Raw genomic sequence first — 26,508 nt, 5'->3', positions numbered from 1 at the left:
GAGAATGACGATGATCGAGCAAACGCCCTTCCGCCCCGCGCGCCGCCGCAGCCTGGCCTGGCTGGCGGCGCTGGCCGCATCGGTACCATTCTGGACCGCGTCGGCCGCCGTGCCGCGGCGTATCCCCGTCACCGCGCGGCGCTTTGTGTTCACACCGAACCAGATTGCCCTGCGCAACAATGAATCCGTGATCCTCGAGCTGACCGCGCTCGACGTCATCATGGGCTTCAGCGTGCCGGACCTTGGCATCCGCGTGGACCTGCCGCCCGGCAAGAAGGTGGAGGTTCCGATCCATGCCACGGCAGCCGGGTCCCACGTGTTCCTGTGCGACATCTTCTGCGGCTCGGGGCATGAATCGATGAACGGGCAAATCGAGATCCGTTGACCGTCGCGCCATGGCGGCGCCCGTTGTGGCTGCCGACCGCCTAGCATGGAAGCAATCGGCCGGGCCAGCGCGGTCCGGCCCCAGCTGGGAGACAACCATGCCGCAGCGCGACAGCGACAAGTTCACGGGTGCCGTTCCCGAACTGTATGAGCGGTACCTCGTGCCGATGATCTTCGCCCCATACGCCGCGGACCTCGCCTGCCGGGCGGCCGCTCTGCAACCGGCCAGGGTGCTGGAAATGGCGGCCGGCACCGGCGCACTGACGCGCGAGCTGGCCCGGCAGCTGCCGCCACAGGCGTCCATCGTGGCAACGGACCTCAACCCGCCCATGCTGGAACGGGCGCGGGCCGCCGGCACCAGCCGCCCGGTCGACTGGCAAGTGGCCAATGCCATGCAGTTGCCGTTCGATAACGGGAGTTTCGATCTGGTTGCCTGCCAGTTCGGCGTCATGTTCTTTCCCGACAAGCCCGCCGCATTTGCCGAAGCGCGACGCGTGCTGGCCCCGGGCGGCACGCTCTTGTTCAACGTGTGGGACCGCATCGAGGACAACCACTTCACCGATATCGTCTGCCAGGCACTCGCCACGCTGTTTCCGGACGATCCCCCGCTATTCATGACGCGCACGCCCCACGGCTATCACCGGCTGGCCGAGATCGCCGGGCACCTGCGGCAAGGCGGCTTTGTCGCGGCGCCTGCCATGGAAACGCTGCCACAGACCAGCGTCGCGGAATCGGCGCGTATCGCGGCGGTGGCCTTATGCCAGGGGACGCCGCTGCGCCCGGACCTGGAGTCGCGCGGGCCGGACGCATTGCAGCGCGCCACCGACCATTGCGAGCAGGCGCTGGTGCAGGCCTTCGGTACGGGCGTCATCGAAGGCCGCATGCAGGCGCATGTGGTCGCCGTCGTCGCGTGACGGCGAGGCCGGCACGCCCCACCTTGGCAGGGGATCCCCCAAACAGGTGATGTGGCCGTAGGCACTGTTTTCCATAATCCCTGCTCGACCGGCCATAGAGCCGGCGCCTGAAGGGGTCAGTCATGGAAACCATCACCTTGCTGGGCGGCTATATGGTCGCCGTCCTTGTCGCATTGCTGGTCGCTGCGCGCTGGCGGCTCAAGCATGACCCGGCGCTGCGCATGGATCCGCCGCCGGATTCCCCTGGCCAGCCCTCGTCTCCACCTGGCGACTGACACGGCGAGGGCCGCGCTCCGTATCATTGCGGTTTTGCCCTGCGGGGCCATCCCGCCCCTGGATTTCGCCTGATGTCCGTTCCTACCGCGCTGCTGGTCATCACCGCGGCCCTCAGCGCCATGATGCTGGCGATCGTCTGGTCCCTGCGCCGCTGCGGCTTGCCTGGCGTCGCGGACTGGTGCCATGCCAACCTGATCGTCACCCTCGCCCTGGCGCTGTTCGCGCTGCGTGGCCAGATCAGCGACCTGCTGTCCATCGTGCTCGCCAATACCGCGCTTTGCTGGGCGCTGGCAATGTTCTATGCGGGCTGCGTGCGCTTCACCGGCGGGCAGCCGCGCTGGGGCCGGCTGGCCGCGGGCACGCTGGCCACCATGGCCGTGGTGGTGGCCTGGCGCTATGTCTTCGACGTCTTCACCACGCGCGTGGTCGCGGTCTCCGCCTTTCATGCGGTGCTGTGCGCGCTGACCGGCATCACGCTGATCCGCAGGCGGCCGCGCGGCGGTGCCGGCAACTATCACCTGACCACCGCCGCCTTCGCGCTCTTTTTCGCCGCCGGTCACACCGCACGCGGCCTGCTGTCGGCGCTTTCGCTGATGGGCGACCCGTACAGCCTCCAATCGCCGGGACTGAACACGCTGTTTCTTACGCTCGGCGCGCTGGTGATGCCGGCACTGACCATGGGCGCAGTGCTGATGATCCACGACACCATGGTGCGCAAGCTCGAGGCCATTGCCAACACCGACGGGCTCACCGGCGTCATGTCGCGCAAGGCCTGGGAGGAAATGGCCAGCCGCGCGATCGCCAAGGCCGGCCACGGCAACGCAACGCTTGCCCTCGTCATTGTCGACATCGACCGCTTCAAGACCGTCAACGATACCTACGGCCATGCCGCCGGCGATGCCGTGCTGCGCGGATTCGCCGGGCTGGCCGCGGCACAGGTGCGCGCCGCCGACTGCGTGGGCCGGCTGGGCGGCGAAGAGTTCGCCGTGCTGCTGCCCGCCACGCGCCTGGCCGATGCACTGCCCGTTGCGGAGCGCATCCGCACTGGCGCGGAACAGCAACGCGTGCGGATCGGGGACCACGGCGCCACCGTGCGCTACACGATCAGCGGCGGTGTCGCCGTCCTGCACGCTGGCGAATCGCTGGCGCAGCTGTGCGCCCGCGCCGATGCGGCGCTGTACCGGGCCAAGCTGGAAGGCCGCAACCGCATCGTCGTGCATGACGACCGGCAGACAGGCTCCGGGATGGTTACCCCGGTGCGCGAAGCACTCCCGGCCTGAGCGGGAAAGCAACGGACGGACTCAGCCCTCGCCTGCCGTGCCGCGATACGCACCGGGCCGCGAGCCGGTCCAGCGCCGGAACGCGCGATGAAAGGCGCCGGGCTCGGCAAAACCCAGTTCCGCAGCAATATCGGCCACAGGCTTGCTGGTACGGCTGAGCGCGTCGATCGCCAGGTCGCGCCGGAGCTGGTCCTTGAGTTCCTGGTAGCTCGCGCCTTCGTCCATCAGGCGCCGGCGCAGCGATGACGCCGAGAGATTCAGGCTCAGTGCCAGCGCCTCGAAGGTCGGCCACTGCTCCGGGCGCTGGTTGCGCAACTGGCGCCGCACGCGGGCAGCCACGCTGCTGCGATCCGAATATTTCACGACCACGTTATGCGGCGCGTCGCGCAGGAATGACTTGAGGCTGCGCTCGTCCTGACGCACCGGCTGGTCGAGCAGTCCTGCGTCGAATACCAATGCCGTCGCGGGCTGGTCGAATGCCGTCTGGCGCGAGTACATGACCCGGTATTCCGCGCCATACGGCGGCTCCGGATAGGCAAAGGACGCCAGCAGGATCGGCACGCGACGGTGCAGCAGCCAGCTCATCAGGCCCTGCAGCATGATCAGCATGGTTTCCTGCGCGAACACGCCTGGCAGCCGGCCCTGCGCAGCGGACGGCGCGGTCAGTAGCAGCGCCGCGCGGTCTTCGTGCCGGTCCAGCCGCACGCCGAGATCATCGAGCAGCAGGCCGAAATAGCGCGCCACCCGTTCCAGTGCCTGGGCAAAAGTCCGGCTTCCCGCCACCGCGTGGCACAGCATCGCAAAACTGCCGCACTTCATGCTGCGCGAATCCTGGCCGAAGAATTCATCGTCGAGCGCGGCGGCCACGGCCATCCACAGGTCGCTGTAGCTGGCCGTGGAGACACGCGCCTGCGGCACCGCCAGCAGCGCCGGCGCGATGCCGGCGCTGCGCAGCACCGGCTCGGGATCCATCCCGCGGGCCTGCAGCCCCGAGATGGCGTGGTGGACAAAGCAAATCGCGACGCTGCCTTTTTCCATGGTGCGGCCACGCTCCGGGCAACCGCAAGGCGCCGGAGGGATGGCATTCGAGTTCACAAAGAATGGCGGATTTTGGCATAGGAGCGCCGGCTTGCGGTTTCTACACTGCGCCTGTTCGATACGAAGACCGCCAAAGACCCCTCAATCGCGCCAGCCGCGCCCCAGCCATGCACAGCGACTACACCGAAGAGCAAACCATGATCCGCGACAGCGCGCGCGCCTTTGCCAGCGAGCGGCTCGCCGCGGGCGCCGCCGAATGGGACCGCGCAGGACGGCTGCCCGCGGACGTGGTCGCCGAGATGGGTGCGCTCGGCCTGCTCGGCATGATCGTGCCGGAGGAATGGGGCGGCACCTATACCGACTACGTCGCCTATGCGCTGGCCATCGAGGAAATCGCCGCCGGCTGCGCCGCGTGCGCCACGCTGATGAGCGTGCATAACTCGGTCGGCTGCGGGCCGGTCCTGCACTACGGCACCGACGCCCAGAAGCAGCGCTACCTGCAGCGCCTGGCCAGCGGCGAGATGATCGGCGCCTTCTGCCTGACCGAGCCGCAGGCGGGCTCCGAGGCCCACAACCTGCGCACGCGCGCCCAGCCCACCGAGCGCGGCTGGGTGCTGAACGGCAGCAAGCAGTTCGTCACCAACGGCCAGCGCGCCGGCGTGGCCGTGGTGTTCGCCGCCACCGAGCCGGAACGCGGCAAGAAAGGCATCTCGGCCTTCCTGGTGCCGACGGACACGCCGGGTTTTATCGTCCACGCACCCGAGAAGAAGCTGGGCATCCGCGCCTCGGACACCTGCGCGATCACGCTGGAAGATTGCGAAGTGCCGCATGACGCGCTGCTCGGCGAGCCTGGCGAGGGCTTGCGCATCGCGCTGTCCAACCTGGAAGGCGGGCGCATCGGCATTGCCGCGCAGGCCATCGGCATCGCGCGTTCCGCGTTCGAGGCCGCGTGCCGCTATGCCTCGGAGCGCGTGCAGTTCGGACGGCCGCTGCGCGAACACCCGCCCATCGCCAACATGCTGGCCGACATGGCCACCGAACTCAACGCGGCGCGCCTGCTCGTGCATCGCGCCGCGCGGATGCGCACGCAAGGGCTGCCGTGCCTGTCGGAAGCGTCGCAGGCCAAGCTCTATGCCTCCGAGCTGGCCGAACGCGTGTGCTCCAAGGCGCTGCAGATCCACGGCGGCTACGGCTACCTGGAGGACTACCCCGTCGAGCGCCACTACCGCGACGCGCGCATCACGCAGATCTACGAAGGCACCAGCGAGATCCAGCGCATGCTGATCGCGCGCAGCCTGTAGCACCGGCTTGACCCATCGAAACCGCCTGACTTGCATCCCCATCCAGAACCGACCGGAGACATCATGAGTGCACTGCCCCAGACCGCCAACGCCGTTCCGACCGTCCCGCTGCTGATCAACGGCGAGTGGGTGGAGTCGTCCGCCACGGAGTTCCGCAACGTGGTCAACCCCGCCACGCAAGAGGTTCTGGCCCGCGTGCCGCTGGCCACGGCCAGCGAAGTCGCCGCGGCGGTGGAGTCGGCCCAACGCGCCTTTGCCACCTGGCGCCATACGCCGATCGGCGCGCGCCTGCGCATCATGCTGCGCTACCAGGCACTGATCCGCGAACACAGCAAGCGCATCGCCGCCATCCTCACGGCCGAACAGGGCAAGACGCTGGCCGATGCGGAAGGCGACATCTTCCGCGGCCTCGAAGTGGTGGAGCACGCATGCTCGATCGGCACGCTGCAGCAAGGCGGCTTTGCCGAGAACGTGGCGGCCACGGTCGATACCTACACTCTGCAGCAGCCCATCGGCGTGTGCGCGGGCATCACGCCGTTCAACTTCCCGGCCATGATCCCGCTGTGGATGTTCCCGATGGCCATCGTCTGCGGCAATACCTTCGTGCTCAAGCCGTCGGAGCAGGATCCGCTGTCGACCATGGAACTGGTCAAGCTGGCCGTGGAAGCCGGCGTGCCGCCGGGCGTGCTGAACGTGGTGCAAGGCGCCAAGGAAGTGGTCGACGCGCTGTGCACGCACCCGGATATCAAGGCCGTGTCTTTCGTCGGATCGACTGCGGTCGGTACCCATGTCTACAACCTGGGGAGCGCGCATGGCAAGCGCGTGCAGTCAATGATGGGCGCCAAGAACCACGCCGTGGTGCTGCCCGACGCGCACAAGGAGCAAACGCTGAACGCGCTGGCAGGCGCGGGCTTTGGTGCTGCCGGGCAACGCTGCATGGCGACCTCGGTCATCGTACTGGTCGGCGCCGCACGCGAATGGGTGCCTGAACTCGTGGCGAAGGCGAAGACGCTCAAGGTCGGCGCGGGTGCGGAAGCAGGCACCGATGTCGGCCCGGTCGTTTCGGTGGCGGCCAAAGAACGCATCCTCGGTCTGATCGCCGCCGGCGAGAAGGAAGGCGCCACGCTGGTGCTGGACGGCCGCAACGTCGACGTGCCGGGCTACCCGCAAGGCAATTTCATCGGCCCGACCATCTTCACCGATGTCACGACCGACATGTCGGTCTACACCAACGAGATCTTCGGCCCGGTGCTGGTGGTCATTGGCGTCGAGACGCTGGACGAGGCCATTGCACTGGTCAACCGCAACCCGTTCGGCAACGGCACTGGCGTATTCACGCAGAGCGGCGCCGCGGCGCGCAAGTTCCAGAGCGAGATCGATGTCGGCCAGGTCGGCATCAACATCCCCATTCCGGTGCCCGTGCCCTACTTCAGCTTCACCGGCTCGCGCGGCTCCAAGCTTGGCGACCTGGGCCCGTATGGCAAGCAGGTGGTGCAGTTCTACACCCAGACCAAGACCGTGACGGCGCGCTGGTTCGACGATGCCACCGTGAATGACGGCGTGAACACGACCATCAGCCTGAAGTAAGCGCGCCCGCACCGACCCGCCAGAACATATCCAGGAGACCCGACATGCATATCGCCTTCATCGGCCTCGGCAACATGGGCGCCCCCATGGCGCGCAACCTGCTCAAGGCCGGCCACGCGCTGACTGTGTTCGACCTGAACGCAGCTACCGTGGCATCGCTGCGCGCCGATGGCGCGGCAGCGGCCGACTCCGCCCGCAAGGCGGTGGCGGAGGCCGACTTCGTCATCACCATGCTGCCCGCGGCCGCACATGTCCGCACGGCCTATCTTGGTGAGGAAGGCGTGCTGGCGGGTGTGCGCCCCGGCGTGCCGCTGGTCGATTCCAGCACCATCGACCCGGCCACTGTGCGCGAACTGGCCGCTGCAGCCGCCGCGCATGGCAATGCGCTGGCCGACGCACCGGTGTCCGGCGGCACCGGTGGCGCGCAGGCCGGCACGCTGACCTTCATGGTCGGCGCGACGCCGGCGCTGTTCGAGCAGGTCAAGCCTGTGCTCGCCAATATGGGCCGCAACCTCGTTCATTGCGGTGACACTGGCACAGGACAGGTCGCGAAGATCTGCAACAACCTGATCCTCGGGATCTCGATGATCGGCGTGTCGGAGGCCATGGCACTCGGCGTGCGGCTGGGCATCGATGCCAATGTGCTGGCAGGCATCGTCAATACCTCGACGGGCCGCTGCTGGTCGTCGGACACCTACAACCCGTATCCCGGCGTGATCGAGACCGCGCCTTCGTCGCGCGGCTACACGGGAGGCTTCGGCGCGGAGTTGATGCTCAAGGATCTGGGCCTGGCGGCCGATGCCGCACGCAGCGTCAAGCAGCCGCTGTTCCTCGGCGCACTCGCGCAGGAGCTCTATCAGGCCATGAGCCAGGCCGGCGACGGCCAGCTCGATTTCTCCGGGGTGATCCGGCAATACCAGCCCAGGACCGGGACCTGACCGAGACAACTCATGATCGAATTCTCCCTGGACGGGCACATCGCCCGCCTCACGCTCAGCCGCCCGCCGGCCAATGCCTTCACGGCCGAGGGACTGCTGCAGTTGCAGGATCTTGTCGCGAAGATTGACGTCGACCCGGAAGTCCGCGCCGTCGTCATCACCGGCAGCGGAGACCGCTTCTTCAGTGCCGGCGCGGACCTCAATGGCTTCGCCGAAGGCGACCGCGCCCATGCGCGCGTCATGGCGCAGCGTTTTGGCGCGGCGTTCGAAGCGCTGCAGAATGCGCGGCCACTCGTGATCGCCGCGATCAATGGCTACGCCATGGGCGGCGGGCTCGAATGCGCGCTCGCCTGCGATGTGCGCATCGCCGAAGAGCAGGCGCAGATGGCCTTGCCTGAGGCGGCCGTGGGCCTGTTGCCCTGCGGCTGCGGCACGCAAACCCTGCCGTGGCTGGTCGGCGAAGGCTGGGCCAAGCGCATGATCCTCACCAATGAGCGCGTGGATGCTCCAACGGCGCTGCGCATCGGGCTGGTGGAAGAAGTGGTGCCACGCGGCAAGGCGCTGGACGCCGCGCTGGCCATGGCCGAACGCGCCTGCGCCGTGAGCCCGCGCGCGGCGGCCTACAGCAAGCAGCTCGTACATCTTGCGCGCCAGGGCGTGCCGCGCCAGGCCGCACTCGCGCTGGAACGCGAGCGCTTTGTCGATCTCTTCGATGGCGAGGACCAGCGTGAAGGCGTCAATGCCTTCCTGCAGAAACGCACGCCGCAATGGCGCAACGGCTAGGAAGCGATCATGCGACTGACACCGGAAAGCACCGCTGCCAACTCCGCCATCGACGCCGAGCCCGAAGTCCTGTTCGAGGTCATCAACCGCGTCGGCCTGGTCACGCTGAACCGGCCACGCCAGCTCAATGCGCTGTCCTACCCGATGATCACGATGCTGGCGGCGCAGCTCGATGCATGGGCCGGCCAAGACGAAATCGAAGCCGTGGTCCTGCGCGGCGCCGGGCCCAAGGCCTTCTGCGCGGGCGGCGATATCCGCGCGCTGTATGACAGCCATCGCGACGGCACGCCGCTGCAGCGCCAGTTCTTCATCGACGAATACCAGCTTGATTACCGCCTGCACCGCTATCCCAAGCCGGTGGTGGCGCTGATGGATGGCATCGTGATGGGCGGCGGCATGGGCTTGTCGCAGGCGGCGCACCTGCGCATCGTCACCGAACGCTCGCGCGTGGCGATGCCGGAGACTGGCATCGGGCTCGTGCCGGATGTCGGCGCGAGCCATTTCATGTCGAAGATGCCGGTCCAGCTGGCGCTCTATCTCGGCCTGACCGGCGTAACCCTTGGCGCCGAGGATGCCTTGCTATGCGGTCTGGCCGATGCTGCGGTCAACAGCGTGACGCTGGCCGGCCTCGAAGACACCTTGCGGACGGTACGTTGGAACGGCGAGCCGCTGGATGACCTGCGCCGCACGCTGGTACGCGAGCCGATCTGCAGCGCGGCGGACGCGCCGCTGCTCGATGTGCTCCCGGCTCTGATGCGGCATTTCCCGGCTGATGCGAGGCTCCCCGAGATCATCGCCGGCCTGGCTTGCCAGGATGATCCGCGCTACGCCGAATTGGCGACCCGCACGGCGGATATCTTGCGCAAGCGTTCGCCGCTAGCCGCATGCGCCACGCGTGAACTGCTGCTGCGGGGCCGCCGGCTCGACCTGGCCAACTGCTTCCGCATGGAACTGGCGGTGGTGGTGCAGTCGTTCACCCGTGGCGATTTCATCGAGGGCGTGCGCGCGCTGATCGTAGACAAGGACAACGCGCCGAACTGGCGTGTGAGCAGCTACGACGCCGTGGACCAAAGTGCGGTCGATGCGCTGTTCGCGCGCTGGTGGCAACCGGGCGACGATCCGCTGCACAAGTTGCGCTGAGGCCAGTGCTGGATCCGGAAGGCCTGCGCCGTTACCACGCAGGCCTGCTTCCCGCCCCTCAGGCTTTATTTTTGCCGTGCCCGTCCGCGGGCTCGGCGACTGGCACCTTGACCAGCCCATCCGCCCGGAACATCGCCTTGATGCCGCGCACGGCCTGCCGGATGCGGGCTTCGTTCTCGATCAGCGCGAAGCGCACGTATTCATCGCCATAGTCGCCGAAGCCAATGCCCGGCGAGACCGAGACTTTCGCCTTGGCCAGCAGCTGCTTGGCGAACTCCAGCGAACCCAGCGAGCGGTATGGCTCGGGGATGCGCGCCCAGATATACATCGACGCCTTCGGGATATCCACCGGCCAGCCCGACTCGATCAGTCCTTTCGCCAGCACGTCACGACGCGACTGGTAGTGCGCGGCAATTTCCTTCACGCATTCCTGGTCGCCCTCCAGCGCGGCAATCGCCGCCACCTGCACCGGCGTGAAGGTGCCGTAGTCGTGATAGCTCTTGATGCGCGTGAGCGCGGCCACCAGGTCGGGGTTGCCGACCATGAAGCCGATGCGCCAGCCCGCCATGTTGTAGCTCTTGGACAGCGTGAAGAACTCCACGGCAATATCCTTCGCGCCCGGCACCTGCATGATCGACGGCGCCTTCCAGCCGTCGAAGACAATGTCGGCATAGGCCAGGTCGTGGACAACAAAGATGTCGTGCTTGCGCGCCAGCGCGATAACGCGCTCGAAGAAATCCAGCTCCACGCACTGCGCGGTGGGGTTCGACGGGAAGCCGAGCACGATCATCTTCGGCTTCGGATAGCTGCCGCGGATGGTGCGCTCCAGCTCCGCGAAGAAATCGACGCCCGGCACCAGCGGCACGGAACGGATATCGGCGCCGGCAATCACCGCGCCATAGATATGGATCGGGTAGCTCGGATCAGGCACCAGCACGGAGTCGCCGCGATCGAGCGTGGCCAGCATCAGGTGCGCCAGGCCTTCCTTGGAACCGATGGTGACGATGGCTTCGGTATCCGGATCGATCTCCACGTCATAGCGCTCGCGATACCAGTGCGAGATCGCGCGCCGCAGGCGCGGTATGCCCTTCGACGTGGAGTAGCCATGCGTATCCGGCCGTTGCGCCGCCTCTACCAGCTTGGCGACGATATGCGGCGGCGTGGCCCCGTCGGGGTTGCCCATGCTCATGTCGATGATGTCCTCGCCACGGCGGCGGGCGGCCATCTTCAACTCGGCGGTGATATTGAAAACGTATGGGGGAAGGCGATCGATGCGCGCAAAGCGGCGCTTGCCAGAGCTGGCAGTCATGAAAGAGTCCTTTACGTAAGCGCCCGGAACCGTCCGAGCGACGTCGGCAACCGCTGTCTCGGCTGCCGGGGGACCATGTTAGCGGGGATGGGGGGATTGCACAACGGGGGAATGGCGCTCAGCGGCGTCGGCTACCAGATCGTCTTCACGTGTTTGTAGGCACGGATCTTTTCGTCCTTTGTGACCAGAGGCGCCGCGAGCCTGCGCGCTGTAGCGACGATCATGCGGTCCGCCGGATCCTTGTGAAACTCTCCCGGCAACTGGACCGATTTGATGGAGATATCGACGTCGACCGGGAAGAAGCAGACCGCATCAATATCCGCCACCGTGTCCAGCCAGATCTCCACGTCCATGGACAGCACGAGCTTCTCGCGCTCCACCAGCATCGTGATCTCCCATGCCGAAATCGCCGAAACGACGATTTGCCCTTCCCGACATTCGCGGTCGATCGCCGACTTCGCCTTTGCACTCAGCTCTGCGCTTCCACTCGCCCACCAGACCAGGGCATGCGTGTCCAGCACGATCACTGGCCCGCCTCCCATTCCACGTCGATCGGGTCCGTCGGGTTGTCATAGCGGACGACCGTGCCGGACAGGATTTCCAGTGGGTCCCGGTCAAGGCCGTGAAAGGGACTTATTACCAGCGCGGGCTTGCCGTGGTCCGTCACGACCACATGCTCACCAGACTGCTCGATTTGCCGAAAGTATTCCAGCGCCTTCGCCTTGAACTCCGTTTTGGAAACCTGGATGCCTTGCATGGTAAGCCCTCGAGTTTTCTTCGAACGCATCATCGCACCCTAAATGACTAGATTGAATAGTCATTTTACGACATGAGGCCGAGATTAGTCTTGCAATCGGAAAGGCCCATGCAAATCGGCCCGTGTGCGAGGTGCCAGGCAGCTTGCCGCTCTGTTACAGCAACTTTCCGCCTGGCGGACTGCTCGGCCGATCCGCCGGCAAGTGCTGGATGATGCAGTCCAGCGCCCGCGTATCCGCCTTGCCAGCACCCAGCGTCCCGCCGACCGAAGTGCGGTACTGCGCCGGACTGATCCGCCTGTAGTAAAGGCGCGAGGTCTGGTCCAGCCAGTAGACGTAGTCGTCGTCCCCTGTGCTTCCGCTGTTGCGTAGCCACTCGCTGATGTTGTTGGTGCCGATGACCATATTGGGACAGGCCATCTTCAGCGAATCCAGGTAGGCATTGAAACCCTTGGCCTCGATGTTGCGGACAGAGTCCGGTGCGCAGGCGGCCAGCGTCAGGGCAACGCCTGCCGCCGCGGCAGCTTGAATCCATTTCCAGCCCGAGGGGATGTTCGGCACAGCAGCCTCCTTGCGAGTTGCGTTGCCGTCATCTTAGGGCATTCGGGCCCAGGTCAGTCTTCAAGAGTTTCGTGCACCGCCGCCGCGCCGCGCTTCCAGTAGCTCGAAGCGCGGATGCGCGTTTTCGCAATGCCACGCTCGGCAACAAGATGCTGGCGAACTGCCTTGATCGCGGCCGACTCCCCGGCCGCCCAGACATAACCTTCGCCATGCGGCAGGCCGATCTTGCGCAACGCCGGTTCCAGCAAGCTGCCCTCGGGCGCATTGCCCCGGTGCAGCCAGTGGACCTCCACATTCGCGGCGCTCGGCAGGGGGATTTCGGCCGTTGCGTCAGGCACTTCTATGACCACCAGTGCGCGGGTATTCGCTCCCAGTTCCTCCAGCCGGCGCCCGATGGCTGGCAAAGCGGTTTCATCGCCAACCAGCAGGTGCCAGTCGAACTCCGTGGGGACCACGAAGGAGCCGCGCGGCCCCCCTACGCCAAGGTACTGTCCCGGCTGCGCCTGGGCGGCCCATGTCGAGGCGGGCCCATCGCCATGCAAAACGAATTCGATATCCAGTTCCTGCGCGGCCGGATCGTAGCGGCGCGGCGTGTAGTCGCGCGCGGGCGGCCGTGGCTTGCCCTCGGCAAAGACCGGACCATTGGGGCCGACCTCCGGCATTGCCGGCTTTTCGGCGCCGCCTTGCGGGAAGAAGACCTTCACATGGTCGTCAAACGAGGCCGAGATAAAGTCGGCGAGATCGGGGCCGTGCAGGGTCACGCGCAGCAATTGCGGGGAAACAAGCCGGGTACGCACGACCTGGAGCATCCGCATCTTCAGCGGATGACGCACCCGCTGCACGCTCAGGTCGCGAGGGGCTGGATTGGTTTCTGTCGGTGTGGTCATGGAATTCCTCAGGTGACGGGCGCTCGCCGCCCACGGCGGACGCGAAGGTCAACGCCACGATTCAGCGCTTAGGGCCGGCTTCGATTTCCGCCGTGGCTTGCGCGAGGATCGCGGCGATGCGCCGCTGCTCATCGGGCGAGGCATCGCTGCGCAGCGCCAGCGCGCGCTTGAGCGCTACACGAGCCTGGACAAACTCGGGTGCCCAGCCGCCCTGCTCCGGCTCCACTTGCGGCTCGCCAGCCATGGCGCGACGAATCCAGTCCATTTTGCGCGCGGCATGGCGCAGGCGTCCCAGCATCAGATCGAGCCGGTCCTTGTTGGCGACAAGGTAGGTTCGGCCGGCATCGGAAAGGTGGTAGCGCTTCTTGTTGCCCTCGGTATCCACCGTGGCGTAGCCGACTTCTTCCAGATAGGTCAGCGCCGGATAAACCATGCCGGGGCTGGGCTTGTAGAACCCGCTGGTGCGCGTCTCCAGCGCCTTAATAAGCTCGTAGCCGTGGCTGGGCTTTTCTTCCAGCAAGGCGAGCAGCAGCAATTGCAGATCTTCGGCGCTGAACTTGCGGCCGCGCCGCCAGCCCTCGCCGTCAAAGTCACCGGGACCGTCAAACCCGTCGCCGCTACCTTGACCGCCCCAAGATCCGCCGCCATGTGAATGCCGCCCAATCGCATGGCGCGGGAAATGATGAGAAGGCCGCATTCCGAGACGGTGACCGAGGCCGGAATGGTCGAATGGAGCAAATAGATGTCGCACGAACGCCTCCGATATATCTTAAAACATATCTTAAGATATATATCGGAGTCGCCGAAGTCAAGTTTTGCAGCCCGCCGGATGGGGCTAGGACTGGCGGTACCGCTACTTCATCCGGTACCAGTGGAATCCGTCTTGCCCGGTTTCCCGGATCGCCTCGCCCCGGTGCATCAGATAGTTCAGGTGCGCGATGCTCTCGCCCGTTGCCATGCTGAGCAAGCCGGGGCTGTCGATGGGGCGTGAAAACAGCTGACCGAATACGTCGATGGCACGCCGCGGCTCCGACAGTGCATCGCGCAGGCGGTCCAGCGCCTGATGCTGGCTGCGCGACAGGTAGTCCAGGCGGGCGTGCAGGCCACGGAACGGCTCATTGTGCGCGGGCAGGACCAGCACGTCGTCCGGCACCTCGCGCCGGACCTTGTCGAGCGAGTCCAGCCAGTCACCCATCGGGTCAGCTTCGGGTTCGGTCGGGAACACCGAGACATTGGACGAAATGCGCGGCAGGACCTGATCGCCGGAGATCAGCAACTTCAGCGACGGGCAGTACAGGCAGGCATGTTCGGGGGAATGCCCCTTGCCGACGACCACGCGCCATTCATGTTCGCCGATGCGTAGCACGTCGCCATCCGTCAGGCGCTGGAAGCTCTCGGGCAGCGCGTGCACATACTTGCCGAAGCCGCCAAAACGGGCCCGGTAAACTTCGATGTCGTCCTCGGTCCACCCTGCCTGCCGGTAGAATTCGACGCCTTCCTGCGGCGCGGCGCGGCCGGTATCCGCGGCCAGTACGCGGCACATCAGGTATTCCATCGACGACATCCAGAGCCGGCAGCCGAACTTCCGCGTGAGCCAGCCGGCCATGCCAATATGGTCCGGATGCATGTGGGTGACGAACAGTCGCGTCAGGCCGCCGCCGGCCAGCGCGCCGCCATCGGCGAACAGCGCGCGCCACGCCGCCGCGGTCTCGGGCGTCTGCAGGCCGGAATCCACCGCCGCCCAGCCGGCGCCATCGCGGATGGCCCAGAGATTGATGTGGTTCAGTCCCAGCGGCATCGGCATGCGCAGCCAGCGCACGCCGGGCGCGACTTCATGCGCCTGGCCCGGCGCGGGCGCGTCGCCGCAGGGATAGTCGAGGGTGGGCTTTTCGAGAGGAGACTGCGTGGTAGGGGCGTGCTGGCTCATGCTTTCTCGGCCTTGTCAGAGTCGGGCTGTGCGCCCGGGTGACAGCCGCTGCGGCCAGCCCCGGGTCTCTTTTCCAGCAGACACCTTAGCCGAGTTGGACCATTCGTGTCACGCCCCGATTCAGCGGGTTACTGACGTTGCGCCGGCAGTACCTTGCCCGGATTGAGCAAGTTGCGCGGGTCCAGCGCCTGCTTTACCTGCCACATCAGTTCGATTTCCACGGTGGATTTGAACTGCGTGAGGTCATCGCGCTTGACCACGCCGATGCCGTGTTCGGCCGAGATCGAGCCGTTCTCGGCATGCGCCATGGCGTCAACCAGACCGGAGATGCGCGCGTACCACTGCGCCAGGAATTCCTTCGCCGGCTGATCCTTCGGACGCAGCGGATTGAAGTGGACGTTGCCATCGCCCATATGCCCGTAGATCACCATGCGGGCCGACGGCTCCAGCGCCAGCACCTGCGCCGACGCCTCTTCGACAAAGGCCGCGATGCGCGACAGCGGCACCGAGACATCGCACTTGATGCTGCCGCCCGTGCGGGTCTGCGCGTCGGAAATCTCTTCGCGGATGCGCCAGAAGTTCTGCGCATCGGACAGGCTGGCCGCGACGGCTGCGTCCAGTACCAGTCCTTGCTCGAAGCCCGACTCCAGGACCTCCATCAACGTAGCATTGAGGCTTTCGGCATCGGTGCCCGACGTCAGTTCGATCAGTACCATCCAGTCGTGCATCGCGGGCAGCGGCGAGGGGACGTTGCCCAGGTACTCGAGCACCAGTTCGAGCGCCGGGCGCGAGATCAGCTCGAACGCGGTCACGGCTTGGCCGGACAAGCGCTTGGCCTCGCCAAGCAACTGCACGGCCGCCGCGGGGCTCTGTACCGCAACGAATGCGACCGCCGCACTGCGCGGCTGCGGCATCAGCTTGAGCACCGCGCCGGTGATGATGCCGAGCGTGCCTTCCGCACCGATGAACAGGTGCTTGAGGTCATAGCCGGTGTTGTCCTTGCGCAGGCCGCGCAGCTGCGAGTAGATGCGCCCGTCCGGCAGCACCGCTTCGATGCCCAGCACCAGGTCGCGCATATTGCCATAGCGCAGCACAGCGGTGCCGCCGGCATTGGTGGACAGGTTGCCGCCGATCTGGCACGAGCCTTCCGAACCGATGCGCAGCGGAAACAGGCGCTGCTCCGCTTCCGCCGCGCCGCGCGCCGCGCTAAGCGTGACGCCAGCCTGCAGCGTCATGGTGTCGTTCACGGTGTCGATAGCCAGCACGCGGCTCATTCGCCGCAGGTTGATGACCACGGCCGCGCCCGTGCCGTCAGGCACCGCGCCGCCCATCAGCGATGTGTTGCCGCCTTGCGGCACGACCGGCACGTGGTTGGCATAGCACCACTGCATGACCTGGCTGACTTCTTCCGTCGACGCAGGCAGCACCACCACCTGCGCCTTGCCATGGTAGATGCCGCGGTAGTCGGTGACGAAGGGCTGCATGTCGGCGTCGCCGCTCAGGCAGGCGTTCTCGCCGACTATGGCCTGCATTGCGCGCAGAGTGGTTTCCGGATTCGTGGCTTGGGCTTCGGCTGGCATGTTGCGATGGGAATTCGAGGGTCGTGTTCAATAAGCGGCGGAAGGTGCGGCAACCGTGCTGCCGGCCTGCTGCGGCTTGAATTCTGCCGCCAGGCGCCGCGCCGCGTTGGCGTACATCGTCACGTCGACGCCGGTTGCCACGAAGGTGCAGCCCAGCTCCAGGTAGCGGCGCGCCAGCACCGGGTCGGAAGTCAGCGTGCCGGCGGCCTTGCCGGAGGCAATGATGGTCCGCATCGCACCCTCGATCGCAGCCTGCACTTCCGGATGTCCCGGCTTGCCGCGATAGCCCATCGACGCAGCCAGATCCGCGGGGCCGATGAACACACCCTCCACGCCATCCACCGCGCAGATTTCCTCAAGGTTCTTCAGCGCCGTCACGGTTTCGGCCTGCACCAGCAGGCAAACCTCGTCATCGGCCACGTCCAGATAGTCCGTGCGGCTGCTCCAACGTGAAGCGCGCCCCACCGCACTGCCCACGCCGCGGATGCCTTGCGGCGGGTAGCGCGTGGCACTGACCATCATGCGCGCCTGCTCGGCCGTATCGACCATCGGCACCAGCAATGTCTTCGCGCCGATATCGAGCAGCTGCTTGATCAGCGCGACCTCGCCTGCCACCGCGCGCACCACCGGCTGCGACGCATACGGTGCAACGACCTGCAGCGCCTGCAGGGTCGAGCGCAGGTCGTTCGGCGCGTGTTCGCCGTCGATCAGCAGCCAGTCGAAACCGGCGGTGGCCGACACTTCGGCCAGGTAGGGCGTAGCCATCGAGAGCCAAAGGCCGATCTGCGCCTGGCGGGCCGCCAGCGCGGCCTTGAACGAATTATGTGCGGGCATGATGCTCTGTATTCTTGGTACGGGAGTACTGGGTGTTGCCGCTCAGCCGAGCTGGCCCTGGCAAAGGTACTTGGTATGCAGGTAGTCGTCCAGCCCGTGGCGGGAGCCTTCACGCCCATAGCCGGACTCTTTGACACCGCCAAACGGCGCGGCCTCTGCGGCGATTGCGCCTTCGTTGATGCCGACCATGCCGGTCTCCAGCGCCTGCGCCACGCGCCAGATGCGGCGCAAATCGTTCGAGTAGAAGTACGCGGCCAGCCCGAACGGCGTGTCGTTCGCGTCGCGGATCACCTCGGCTTCGTCGCGGAAGCGGAACACCGGCGCCACCGGCCCGAAGGTCTCTTCGCAGGACAGCTCCATCTCGGGCGTGGCATCGACCAGCACGGTCGGCGCGTAGTAGTGCGGGCCGTCAGCCGTGCGCACACGGCGTCCGCCCGTCACCACGCGCGCCCCCTTGGCCACCGCGTCCTCAACGTGCCGCGCGATCTTGTCGACCGCGCGCGCATTGATCATCGGCCCGATCTGCGCGTTCTCGTCCGTGGCCGGCCCGACGTGCAGCACGCCCACGCGGCGTGCCAGCCGTTCGACAAAGTCGTCATGCACTGTGTCGTGCACGTAGACGCGGTTCGGGCATACGCAGGTCTGCCCGCCATTGCGGAACTTGGAGGCCATCAGGCCATCGACCGCCGCGTCGAGGTCGGCATCCTCGAACACAATGAACGGCGCATTGCCGCCGAGTTCCAGCGACAGCTTCTTGAGGGTGCCAGCCGATTCGCGGGCGAGATGCTTGCCCACGGGCGTTGAGCCCGTGAACGTGATCTTGCGCACGCGGCTGTCGGCCAGCCACGCATCGACCACGGTCGGCGTACTTTGGCGCGACGCCGTGACGATATTGAGCACGCCCGCCGGCAGGCCGGCCTGCTCGGCAAGCCAGACCAGCGCAAGCGCGGTCAGCGGCGTGTCCTCGGCGGGCTTGGCCACCACCGTGCAGCCCGCGGCCAGCGCCGGGGCAATCTTGCGGGCGATCATCGCCAGCGGGAAATTCCAGGGCGTAATCGCCGCCACCACGCCTACCGGTTCCTTGAGCACCAGCAGCTTGCGGCCCGGCACGGCCTCCGCGACGATGTCGCCGCAGATGCGCGTGGCCTCTTCGGCAAACCACTCGACGTAAGACGCGCCGTACAGCACCTCACCAAGCGCTTCCTTCAACGGCTTGCCCTGCTCGGTCGAGATGATGCGCGCCAGGTCTTCCTGGTTCGCCAGGATCAGCGCGTGCCAGCGCTTGATCAGTTGCGCACGCTCGCGCGCCGGTCGGGCGCTCCAGGCGGGGAACGCTTCGGCGGCAGCGTCCGCTGCACGGCCCGCGTCGTCATCGTCGCTGTCAGGCACATGGGCGAATACTTCGCCCGTGGCCGGATTGGTGACCTCAAAGCGGGCGCCCTGCCCGGCATCGCGCCATTGCTGGTTGATGAAATTCTGGCTGCGCAGCAGCGCGGTATTGGCAAGCGTCAGGGACATGGAAGATGCGTAAAAGGTGCAAAACAACGGCGGATACAGCGATCAGCTGACGATGCCCATGTGCCAGGGCACGAACTCATTGTCGCCCAGCCCCAGCAGCTCGCTCTTGGTCGGCTGCCCGGACGCGGCCTGCAGGATATGTTCGAAAATGCGCTGCCCCATTTGCTCGATCGTCAGCACGCCGTCGATCACAAGCCCGCAGTTGATATCCATGTCCTCCTGCAGGCGGGTGTACATGGGCGAGTTCGACGCGAGCTTGATGGTGGGCGCCGGCTTGGAGCCGAACATCGAGCCTCGGCCCGTTGTGAAGCAGATCAGGTTGGCACCGCTCGCAATCTGGCCAGTCACGGCCACCGGATCGTAGCCGGGCGAGTCCATGAAAACAAAGCCGGCCTTGTCGATCGGCTCGGCGTATTCGTACACCGCCTGCAAAGGCGTGGTGCCGCCCTTCATGGCCGACCCGAGCGACTTCTCGAAGATGTTCGCCAGGCCGCCCTGCTGGTTGCCGTGGCCGACCACGCCGTTGAACTGGGCGTTGTGCCCGGCGGTGTAGCGCTCCCACCAGGCCAGGCGGTCGAGCAGCTTCTGGCCGACTTCCGGCGTCACCGCGCGGCGCGTCAGCATGAATTCGACACCGTGGATCTCCGGCGTCTCCGACAGGATCGCGGTGCCGCCGTGGCGCACCAGGATATCCATGGCCGCGCCCAGCGCAGGATTCGCGCTGATGCCGGAAAAGCCATCCGAGCCGCCGCATTCCAGCCCGATCTTCAGGTGGCTGGCCGGCACGCGCTGGCGCACCGCATGGTTCGCGGCCGGCAGCATCGATGCCACGGCGCGGATGCCGGCCTGGATGGTCTCGCGCGTGCCGCCAGTGTCCTGCATGACCAGCGTCTGCATGGCTGCGCCCGGTTCCAGCCCTTGCGATTCCACCAGCCCGGCCACCTGGTTGCGCTCGCAGCCCAGCCCCACGATCAGCACGCCAGCCAGGTTCGGATGCCGCGCATAGCCGGCCAGCGTCCGGCGCAGCACGTCGAAATGCTCGCTCGGCGACGACATGCCGCAGCCGCTGGTCTGCGCAAAGGCCACCACGCCATCGACGTTCGGATAGGCCGCCAGCCGCTCCGGCGTGAAATGCGCGGCGATCTGCCGGATCACCGTCGACGAGCAGTTCACCGACGACAGGATGCCGATGAAGTTGCGCGTGCCGACACGGCCATCCGGGCGCACGAAGCCCATGAACGTGGCCCGCTCCGCTTCGGGCACGTAGTCGATTGCACGGACGTCCTGGCAAAAGCCAGGATCACGGTAGAAGTCCACCAGCTTCAGGTTGTGCGAATGCACGTGGTCTCCGGCCGCAATGTCGCGCGCCGCAACGCCGATCACGGTGTCGTACTTGCGCACCGGCGTGCCGGCGGCAATGGCGCGCGCAGCGATCTTGTGGCCGGCCGGGACTTGCGCGCGCACGCGCAGCGCCGGATCGGACAACTGCTGCCCCAGCGCCAGTTCGCCTCGGGCAATCAGGACGTTGTCGTTCGCGTGCAGCCGGATGACGGGATTCGTTTTCACTTGGCAATCAACCTTGCTGCAGCAATTCCTTGAGCCTCAGCTTCTGGATGAGCTGGGTTTCCTGGGCGTAGACGGTTGCCACGTACTTCTTGTAGTCGGGGCCATCGAGATACATCACGGGTGCGTCCAGGCGCGCCGCCACGTTGTGGAACTCGGCGCTCGCCACCGCGGCGCGGAAGGCGTCGCGCAGCTTCTTCTCCACTGCAGGCGGCAGCCCCTTCGGCGCGCCGATACCGTTCGGCGCCTCCACCACCACGTCGTAGCCAAGTTCCCTCAGCGTCGGCGTGTCCTTGAAGCGCGTGGCGCGCTGCTCGCCCCAGGTGGACAGCAGGCGCAGCTTGCCGGCCTCGACATGCGGGGCCCACGAACTGGAATCGGCCAACAGGTCCACCTGTCCGGCCAGCACGTCCTGCAGCGCCGCGGCACCGCCCTTGTAGGCGATGGCGTTGAACTTCACGCCCGCCGCCAGCGCGAACTGCTCCATACCCACATGCGTGGCGCCGCCGATGCCTGCATGGGCATAAGTGATCCGGCCCGGATTGGACTTGGCCGCCGCCACCACGTCCTGCATGGTCTTGAAGCGCGAGTTGACCGGCACGGCAATGCCGAAGGTCTGCCCGGAAGTCCGCGCCAGGTAGGTCAGCTCGGTGCGCGGATCGAGCTGCAGCATGCCGAGCTGCGAGAAGCGCGTGACCGAGATCGGGATCTGGCCGATGGTGTAGCCGTCAGGATTGGCCCGCGCCAGTGCCTTGGTGCCGATCATGCCGGACGCGCCCGCGCGGTTCTCGACCACGATCGACTGTTTCATGATGCCCGATGCCACCTGGCACAGGGCACGCATTGACTGGTCGGCGGTCCCGCCAACGGGCCACGGGCAGATGAACGTGATCGGACGCTCGGGATACTCCGCCGGGGCAGCCTGAGCCGCGCCGGGCAGCAGCATGCCGGCCGTACCCGCGGCGGCGGCCGCCGCACCGCCGATGAGCAGTTGACGACGCTTCGGATTGAAGGGGAGTCCTTGGGTCATGTGGGGTGTCTCGCTTGTTATGCGGCGGAGGGTCCGACCGCGCTGTGCCGTGCATTGTGTTCTCGCCTAACATAACAATCCAATCACAAACTGGCATTGCTTCATAACATCTTCATTATGTAGACTCGGGCATGGCCAACATCGATCGCGCGCTGCGCTCCAACATCAAGTTACGCCACCTGCAACTGCTGGTGGCGCTCGACGAATTCCGGCACCTGGGCCGCACGGCGGAATTCCTGTCCGTCAGCCAGCCTGCCGTTTCGCGGGTGCTGACCGAGGTCGAGAAGATGCTGGGCATGGCGCTGTTCACGCGTTCCACGCGCGGGACCGAACCGACGGCGGCCGGCGAATCGCTGGTGCGGTTTGCGCGCTCGGTGCTGGCGCAATACGAGCAGACGCGCGACGAAATCGCGGCCGTGGAAAGCGGTGCGTCGGGGCGCATCCGCATCGGCTCGATGGGGGCGGCGCTGCCGGCCTTGCTGGCGCGCGCGGTTGGCATGCTGAAGGAGCGCTCGCCGCGCGCCACCGTGCTGATCGAGGAAGGCGACCTGCCCCACCTGCTGCCCAAACTGCGCCTCAGCGAGCTGGACCTGATCGTGGGCCGGCTGGAACCTGGTTACGCCGCCCCCGACCTGCTGGCCGAAGCCTTGTATGCCGATCCGATGGTGGCCGTGGTCAGGCGCGGGCACCGTCTCACGCGCAAGGCCAACCCCGGTTGGCGCGACCTGGCGGAGGTGCCGTGCGTGCTGCCGCCGCCCTGGGCCTCGCTGCGGGTCAAGATCGAGCAGGCTTTCCACCAGCACGGCCTGCATCCGCCGCAGGACGTGATCGAATCGTCGTCCTACCTGACCCTGGCCACCTTTGCCGTCGCACGCGACGCCGCGGGCTTCATGGCCCACTCCGCGGCGCAGGCGCTGGAGGCCGAAGGCCGCCTGCGGATCCTCGCCATGGAAGTGCCGGTCGAACTGCCGCCGGTTGGCGTCATGACCTTGCGCGAACGCCCGCTGACCAGCAGCGCGGTGCAGATGATCGACTACTTGCGGCGAACAGCGGCGGCGTTGAAGCCATCCGGCGGCGTGTCGTGAATCGTTGCGCTAGGTCAAATGCAGCTGCCAGCGCCCCGGTAAGCTGCTACGCCTCAGCCAATCAGCGAGGAATGACCATGAGCACGGCCCACCCGCCCTTCCTGTTCGACGCCAGGGGCATTTCGAAGCGCTTTCGCCATGCCGCCATCTTTGGCGCGCTGGAATCCCTGGGCGACGGGGAAACGATGCGCTTCGTCAACGACCACGACCCGCAGCCACTGCTGGAACAACTGCGCCAGCGCTACCGCAACCAGATTCAGATCGAGTACGTCCAGCGCGACCAGGAGGCTGTGGTGATCGATTTTGTCGTCCACCCCTTCAAGGCCGAACAGGCAGCCGGCGGCTCCTGTGGCGGCGGGGGCGGCGGCTGTGGCTGCAGCGGCGGCTGACACCAGCCGATTGACGCTTGCATGGCCCATACCTTCCGGCAGACCGGCCTCTAGGGCTACCATACCGCTTTGCCCCGATCATCGAGCGCACGCCATGCAAGATCCGCAGACCTCTACTCACAGCACGGCCGAGGGCTGGCCAAGGCCCTCGGACCGCACCAGCGTATCCGACGACGCCCGCGTCGACGACATCATCCCGTTGCCGCCGCCTGAACACCTGATCCGGTTCTTTCCCATCAGCGGTACGCCGGTTGAATCGCTGGTCACGACCACGCGGCAACGCATTTCCCGCATCCTGCACGGGCAGGATGACCGGCTGCTCGTCATCATGGGGCCTTGCTCTATCCACGACCCGCACGCCGCGCTCGACTACGCGCAGCGGCTGATGGCGCAACGCGTTCGCCACGCCGCGACGCTGGAAATCGTGATGCGGGTGTACTTTGAAAAGCCCCGTACCACGGTCGGCTGGAAAGGCCTGATCAACGACCCGTATCTCGACGAAAGCTACCGCATCGACGAGGGACTCCGCATGGCGCGCCATCTGCTGGTCGACATCAATCGACTCGGCCTGCCGGCGGCGGGCGAGTTCCTGGACGTGATCTCGCCTCAATACATCGGTGACCTGATCAGCTGGGGCGCCATCGGCGCACGTACGACGGAAAGCCAGATCCACCGTGAACTGGCATCGGGCACGTCGGCGCCGATCGGCTTCAAGAATGGTACCGACGGCAATATCAAGATCGCGATCGACGCAATCCAGGCCGGCTCGCGTCCGCACCATTTCCTTGGGGTGCACAAGAACGGGCAGGTCGCGACGGTACACACGCGCGGCAATCCGGACTGCCACGTCATCCTGCGTGGCGGGAAGGCCCCGAACTATGACGCCGATTCCGTGGAATCCGCCTGCAAGGAGCTGGAAGCGGCCGGCCTTGACCGCCGCCTGATGGTCGATTGCAGTCACGCCAACAGTAGCAAGCAGCACCAGCGCCAGGTCGACGTCGCGCGCGACGTGGCGCAACAGGTCAGCGGCGGCAGCCGCTCGGTCTTTGGCGTGATGGTCGAGAGCCACCTGGTTCCTGGCGCGCAAAAGTTCACGCCCGGTCAGCACAACCCGCGCGAACTGACCTACGGCCAGAGCATCACCGACGCCTGCATCGGATGGGAAGACTCCGTTGCAGTCCTTGACATGCTGGCGGACGCAGTCACGGCTCGGCAGCAAAAGACAAATTCCTGACCCTTCCCGCTCAGATACACGCAATACGACGCGCATCGGGCCCAATCGACTCGATGTTGCACCGCACCATCGAGTTACACTTCTTCCTGTTCCCGGACGAGGGGTCGGTTATGCGTCGTTATCGCCGCTTTTTTGCCTGAAGCCGGGACTCTAATCTTGCACGCATTGCATCGGAAATCCGGAATCCCATCCGAAGACGAAGAGACACAGAAACATGAGCGCTGACAACCAATTGCAGTTCACCGTGGAACGTCACCCCAACCCCACGCCGGCCGACAAGATCGCGGCCGCGCTGGTCGACCCCGCCTTCGGACGCGTATTCACCGACCACATGGTCACGATCCGCTGGACCGAAGGCCGTGGCTGGCATGACGCCAAGGTGGAAGCGCGACGTCCGTTCCAGATCGACCCGGCCTGCGCCGTCCTGCACTACGCGCAGGAAATCTTCGAAGGCATGAAGGCTTACCGCGGCGCGGACGGCAAGATCTCGCTGTTCCGCCCGCAGGAAAACGCCAAGCGTTTCCGCGCCTCGGCCGCCCGCATGTCGATGGCCGACCTGCCGGAAGCCGATTTCCTGCGCGCCGTCGAGGCGCTCGTGGACATCGACCGCGACTGGATTCCCGGCGGCGACGGCAGCCTGTACCTGCGTCCGTTCATGTTCGCCAACGAGACCTTCCTGGGCGTGCGTGCCGCGGCCGAGTATGTGTTCTGCGTGATCGCCTGCCCGGTCGGCCCGTACTTCAAGGGCGGCAAGTCGGCCGTCACGGTGTGGGTGTCGGACCAGTACACGCGTGCGGCGCCCGGCGGCACCGGCGCGGCGAAGTGCGGCGGCAACTATGCAGCCAGCCTGATCGCGCAGACCGAGGCATCGCAGAAAGGCTGTGACCAGGTCGTATTCCTGGATGCCGCGGAACACCGCTGGATCGAGGAACTCGGCGGCATGAACGTGTTCTTCGTCATGGACGACGGCTCGCTGCAGACCCCGCCGCTGTCCGGCACGATCCTGCCCGGCATCACGCGCGCCTCGATCATCGAACTGGCTCGCCGCGAAGGCCTCAAGGTTTCCGAAACCCCGTACGCGTTCGAAGCCTGGCAGGCTGATGCCAAGAGCGGCCGCGTCAAGGAAACCTTCGCATGCGGCACCGCGGCCGTGGTGACCGCCATCGGCACCGTGCGCCATGCCGCTGGTGAATTCTCGATCGGCGACGGCGGCGAAGGTGAAGTTACGCGCCGCATCCGTTCGCTGCTGACCGGCATCCAGCGCGGCAAGGAGGCCGACACCTTCGGCTGGGTCCACCACATCGCCTGAGAACTGTGCCCTGCCCCAGACTGACCGGGTCAGGGCCGGGCCAGCAGCCCCGGCAGCGAGGAGCCCAGCAGGACCACGCCTGACGCCGTCAGCAGCGTCAGCACGATCTTGCGGAAGGCGGCCTCGCTGATGCCCAGGTAGACCCGGGCGCCGAGCAGCGACGGAATCAGCATCGCCGGCGCCACCACCAGGAACATCGGCAACATGTCGCGCGTGACAATACCCTTGCCGACGTAGGTGGCCATGGTCACCGCCAGCGTGGCCAGGTTGAAATTCTGGATCACGGCGCGCTGCTCGTCCTTGTCGAACCCCCGCAGCGTGCACCACAGCGTGGGAATGACGCCGGTAAAGCCGCCGATCCCGCCCATAACACCTCCGGCAGCCCCCGCCACGCTATCTGCCAGACGCCCGCCATGCCTAATCGCAGGCAAGCGCTGCGCCATCAGCATCACCGGACACCACAGCGTCAGGAAGGCACCGAACACGGCCTTGAAAAGCTGGGCATTCAATGCCGGCAAGATTGCCACGCCAATAGGAATGCCGACCAGCCCACCCGCCACGAACGGCCACAAGCGGCGCAGCGACAGGCCGCGCCGTACCGAAAAAGCTGATAGAAGCTGCCCGGTCAGCGCGCCGAATACCGTCATCGCCGACGCCATGTGTGGTTCGATGGTCCACGCCCAGAACGACATCGCGACCATGCCGAAGGCAAACCCCGACAGCCCCTGCACAAAGCCGGCGACGGCGGCACCGAGGATGACGATGATGAGTGTGAATTCCATGCGGGTAGCAATCGGCGGAAAGCGGAAAGTTGACGAATATGCGCTTTTTGCCAGGCGTTGTCACGGCCCGCATCTGATATGGTCTTTTTCTCATCTATTGCCTC

At 66.2% G+C, this 26,508-nt stretch carries 26 protein-coding genes and 1 pseudogene; 13 read left to right on the top strand and 14 right to left on the bottom strand.

Translation table 11 applies throughout. The features are described from left to right. Positions 1-10 precede the first annotated feature (10 nt). From ACIGJB_RS21520 to ACIGJB_RS21505, 4 genes are all read left to right on the top strand, one after another. Positions 11-385 carry a cupredoxin domain-containing protein gene (locus tag ACIGJB_RS21520; RefSeq protein WP_483734310.1) on the top strand — a complete coding sequence of 125 codons (375 nt, stop codon included), beginning with the start codon at positions 11-13 and terminating at the stop codon, positions 383-385. A 97-nt stretch (positions 386-482) separates the two neighbouring features. Next, the gene (locus ACIGJB_RS21515) at positions 483-1,298 is read left to right on the top strand and encodes a class I SAM-dependent methyltransferase (RefSeq protein WP_483734309.1); all 816 of its coding nucleotides are present in this window, start codon (positions 483-485) and stop codon (positions 1,296-1,298) included. Between the two features lie 122 nt (positions 1,299-1,420). Next, complete coding sequence (locus ACIGJB_RS21510; protein WP_483734308.1) at positions 1,421-1,573, top strand: hypothetical protein; 153 nt, start codon at positions 1,421-1,423, stop codon at positions 1,571-1,573. Between the two features lie 72 nt (positions 1,574-1,645). After that, positions 1,646-2,854 carry a GGDEF domain-containing protein gene (locus ACIGJB_RS21505; protein ID WP_483734307.1) on the top strand — a complete coding sequence of 403 codons (1,209 nt, stop codon included), beginning with the start codon at positions 1,646-1,648 and terminating at the stop codon, positions 2,852-2,854. A 21-nt stretch (positions 2,855-2,875) separates the two neighbouring features. Here the strand turns inward: ACIGJB_RS21505 and ACIGJB_RS21500 are convergent, their stop codons facing one another. After that, positions 2,876-3,892: an AraC family transcriptional regulator gene (locus ACIGJB_RS21500; protein ID WP_483734306.1), complete on the bottom strand. Its 1,017-nt coding sequence runs from the start codon at positions 3,890-3,892 to the stop codon at positions 2,876-2,878. A 167-nt stretch (positions 3,893-4,059) separates the two neighbouring features. Here ACIGJB_RS21500 and ACIGJB_RS21495 point away from each other — a divergent pair, with 167 nt between their 5' ends. The 5 genes from ACIGJB_RS21495 to ACIGJB_RS21475 all read left to right on the top strand — a co-directional run bounded on the left by ACIGJB_RS21495 (position 4,060) and on the right by ACIGJB_RS21475 (position 9,641). Next, on the top strand, positions 4,060-5,193 hold the full coding sequence (locus ACIGJB_RS21495; protein ID WP_483734305.1) for an acyl-CoA dehydrogenase family protein: 1,134 nt from the start codon (positions 4,060-4,062) through the stop codon (positions 5,191-5,193). 63 nt (positions 5,194-5,256) lie between these two features. Next, the gene (locus tag ACIGJB_RS21490; RefSeq protein WP_483734304.1) at positions 5,257-6,780 is read left to right on the top strand and encodes a CoA-acylating methylmalonate-semialdehyde dehydrogenase; all 1,524 of its coding nucleotides are present in this window, start codon (positions 5,257-5,259) and stop codon (positions 6,778-6,780) included. A gap of 44 nt (positions 6,781-6,824) precedes the next feature. Further along, on the top strand, positions 6,825-7,718 hold the full coding sequence (gene mmsB / locus ACIGJB_RS21485) for a 3-hydroxyisobutyrate dehydrogenase (RefSeq protein ID WP_483734303.1): 894 nt from the start codon (positions 6,825-6,827) through the stop codon (positions 7,716-7,718). A 12-nt stretch (positions 7,719-7,730) separates the two neighbouring features. Next, positions 7,731-8,501 (top strand): enoyl-CoA hydratase, encoded by a 771-nt coding sequence (locus ACIGJB_RS21480; RefSeq protein ID WP_483734302.1) that lies wholly within the window; start codon positions 7,731-7,733, stop codon positions 8,499-8,501. A gap of 9 nt (positions 8,502-8,510) precedes the next feature. Next, positions 8,511-9,641 (top strand): enoyl-CoA hydratase/isomerase family protein, encoded by a 1,131-nt coding sequence (locus ACIGJB_RS21475; RefSeq protein ID WP_483734301.1) that lies wholly within the window; start codon positions 8,511-8,513, stop codon positions 9,639-9,641. 58 nt (positions 9,642-9,699) lie between these two features. Here ACIGJB_RS21475 and alaC read toward each other — a convergent pair whose 3' ends face one another. From alaC to ACIGJB_RS21415, 12 genes are all read right to left on the bottom strand, one after another. Beyond that, positions 9,700-10,950, bottom strand: coding sequence for an alanine transaminase (alaC, locus tag ACIGJB_RS21470; RefSeq protein ID WP_483734300.1), 1,251 nt, complete (start codon positions 10,948-10,950; stop codon positions 9,700-9,702). 131 nt (positions 10,951-11,081) lie between these two features. Beyond that, entirely contained in the window at positions 11,082-11,477 is a 396-nt protein-coding gene (locus ACIGJB_RS21465) for a type II toxin-antitoxin system VapC family toxin (RefSeq protein ID WP_483734299.1), read from the bottom strand. Further along, positions 11,474-11,707 (bottom strand): type II toxin-antitoxin system Phd/YefM family antitoxin, encoded by a 234-nt coding sequence (locus ACIGJB_RS21460; protein WP_483734298.1) that lies wholly within the window; start codon positions 11,705-11,707, stop codon positions 11,474-11,476. The genes ACIGJB_RS21465 and ACIGJB_RS21460 overlap by 4 nt, the downstream gene beginning before the upstream one ends. 154 nt (positions 11,708-11,861) lie before the next feature. After that, entirely contained in the window at positions 11,862-12,266 is a 405-nt protein-coding gene (locus tag ACIGJB_RS21455; RefSeq protein ID WP_483734297.1) for a hypothetical protein, read from the bottom strand. Positions 12,267-12,319: 53 nt separating this feature from the next. Beyond that, entirely contained in the window at positions 12,320-13,153 is an 834-nt protein-coding gene (locus tag ACIGJB_RS21450; RefSeq protein WP_483734296.1) for a siderophore-interacting protein, read from the bottom strand. A 61-nt stretch (positions 13,154-13,214) separates the two neighbouring features. Further along, positions 13,215-13,850 carry a PadR family transcriptional regulator gene (locus ACIGJB_RS21445; RefSeq protein WP_483734295.1) on the bottom strand — a complete coding sequence of 212 codons (636 nt, stop codon included), beginning with the start codon at positions 13,848-13,850 and terminating at the stop codon, positions 13,215-13,217. Positions 13,851-14,006: 156 nt separating this feature from the next. Then, positions 14,007-15,080 carry an MBL fold metallo-hydrolase gene (locus ACIGJB_RS21440; RefSeq protein WP_483734294.1) on the bottom strand — a complete coding sequence of 358 codons (1,074 nt, stop codon included), beginning with the start codon at positions 15,078-15,080 and terminating at the stop codon, positions 14,007-14,009. 128 nt (positions 15,081-15,208) lie between these two features. Next, positions 15,209-16,612, bottom strand: a complete 1,404-nt coding sequence (locus ACIGJB_RS21435) for an FAD-binding oxidoreductase (RefSeq protein ID WP_483734293.1) — start codon at positions 16,610-16,612, stop codon at positions 15,209-15,211. Between the two features lie 75 nt (positions 16,613-16,687). Continuing rightward, on the bottom strand, positions 16,688-17,494 hold the full coding sequence (hpaI, locus tag ACIGJB_RS21430) for a 4-hydroxy-2-oxoheptanedioate aldolase (RefSeq protein WP_483734292.1): 807 nt from the start codon (positions 17,492-17,494) through the stop codon (positions 16,688-16,690). Positions 17,495-17,536: 42 nt separating this feature from the next. Beyond that, positions 17,537-19,012 carry an NAD-dependent succinate-semialdehyde dehydrogenase gene (locus ACIGJB_RS21425; protein ID WP_483734291.1) on the bottom strand — a complete coding sequence of 492 codons (1,476 nt, stop codon included), beginning with the start codon at positions 19,010-19,012 and terminating at the stop codon, positions 17,537-17,539. A 42-nt stretch (positions 19,013-19,054) separates the two neighbouring features. Beyond that, the gene (locus ACIGJB_RS21420; RefSeq protein WP_483734290.1) at positions 19,055-20,578 is read right to left on the bottom strand and encodes a UxaA family hydrolase; all 1,524 of its coding nucleotides are present in this window, start codon (positions 20,576-20,578) and stop codon (positions 19,055-19,057) included. A gap of 7 nt (positions 20,579-20,585) precedes the next feature. Further along, complete coding sequence (locus tag ACIGJB_RS21415; protein WP_483734289.1) at positions 20,586-21,605, bottom strand: tripartite tricarboxylate transporter substrate binding protein; 1,020 nt, start codon at positions 21,603-21,605, stop codon at positions 20,586-20,588. Positions 21,606-21,736: 131 nt separating this feature from the next. Here ACIGJB_RS21415 and ACIGJB_RS21410 point away from each other — a divergent pair, with 131 nt between their 5' ends. The 4 genes and pseudogenes from ACIGJB_RS21410 to ACIGJB_RS21395 all read left to right on the top strand — a co-directional run bounded on the left by ACIGJB_RS21410 (position 21,737) and on the right by ACIGJB_RS21395 (position 25,622). Further along, positions 21,737-22,690, top strand: a complete 954-nt coding sequence (locus ACIGJB_RS21410; protein ID WP_483734288.1) for a LysR substrate-binding domain-containing protein — start codon at positions 21,737-21,739, stop codon at positions 22,688-22,690. A gap of 71 nt (positions 22,691-22,761) precedes the next feature. Then, a pseudogene (locus ACIGJB_RS21405) lies at positions 22,762-23,001 on the top strand (DUF2249 domain-containing protein); the annotation flags it as partial. 172 nt (positions 23,002-23,173) lie between these two features. Next, positions 23,174-24,313 (top strand): 3-deoxy-7-phosphoheptulonate synthase, encoded by a 1,140-nt coding sequence (locus tag ACIGJB_RS21400; protein WP_483734287.1) that lies wholly within the window; start codon positions 23,174-23,176, stop codon positions 24,311-24,313. Between the two features lie 214 nt (positions 24,314-24,527). Then, positions 24,528-25,622, top strand: a complete 1,095-nt coding sequence (locus ACIGJB_RS21395) for a branched-chain amino acid aminotransferase (protein ID WP_483734286.1) — start codon at positions 24,528-24,530, stop codon at positions 25,620-25,622. A 29-nt stretch (positions 25,623-25,651) separates the two neighbouring features. Here ACIGJB_RS21395 and ACIGJB_RS21390 read toward each other — a convergent pair whose 3' ends face one another. After that, positions 25,652-26,404 (bottom strand): sulfite exporter TauE/SafE family protein, encoded by a 753-nt coding sequence (locus ACIGJB_RS21390; protein ID WP_483734285.1) that lies wholly within the window; start codon positions 26,402-26,404, stop codon positions 25,652-25,654. Between the last annotated feature and the right edge of the window lie 104 nt (positions 26,405-26,508).

This window comes from Cupriavidus sp. C2SS-8b (genome assembly GCF_057073745.1).
Note: the sequence above shows the minus strand (reverse complement) of the source record. Positions and strands in the feature narration are given on the sequence as shown.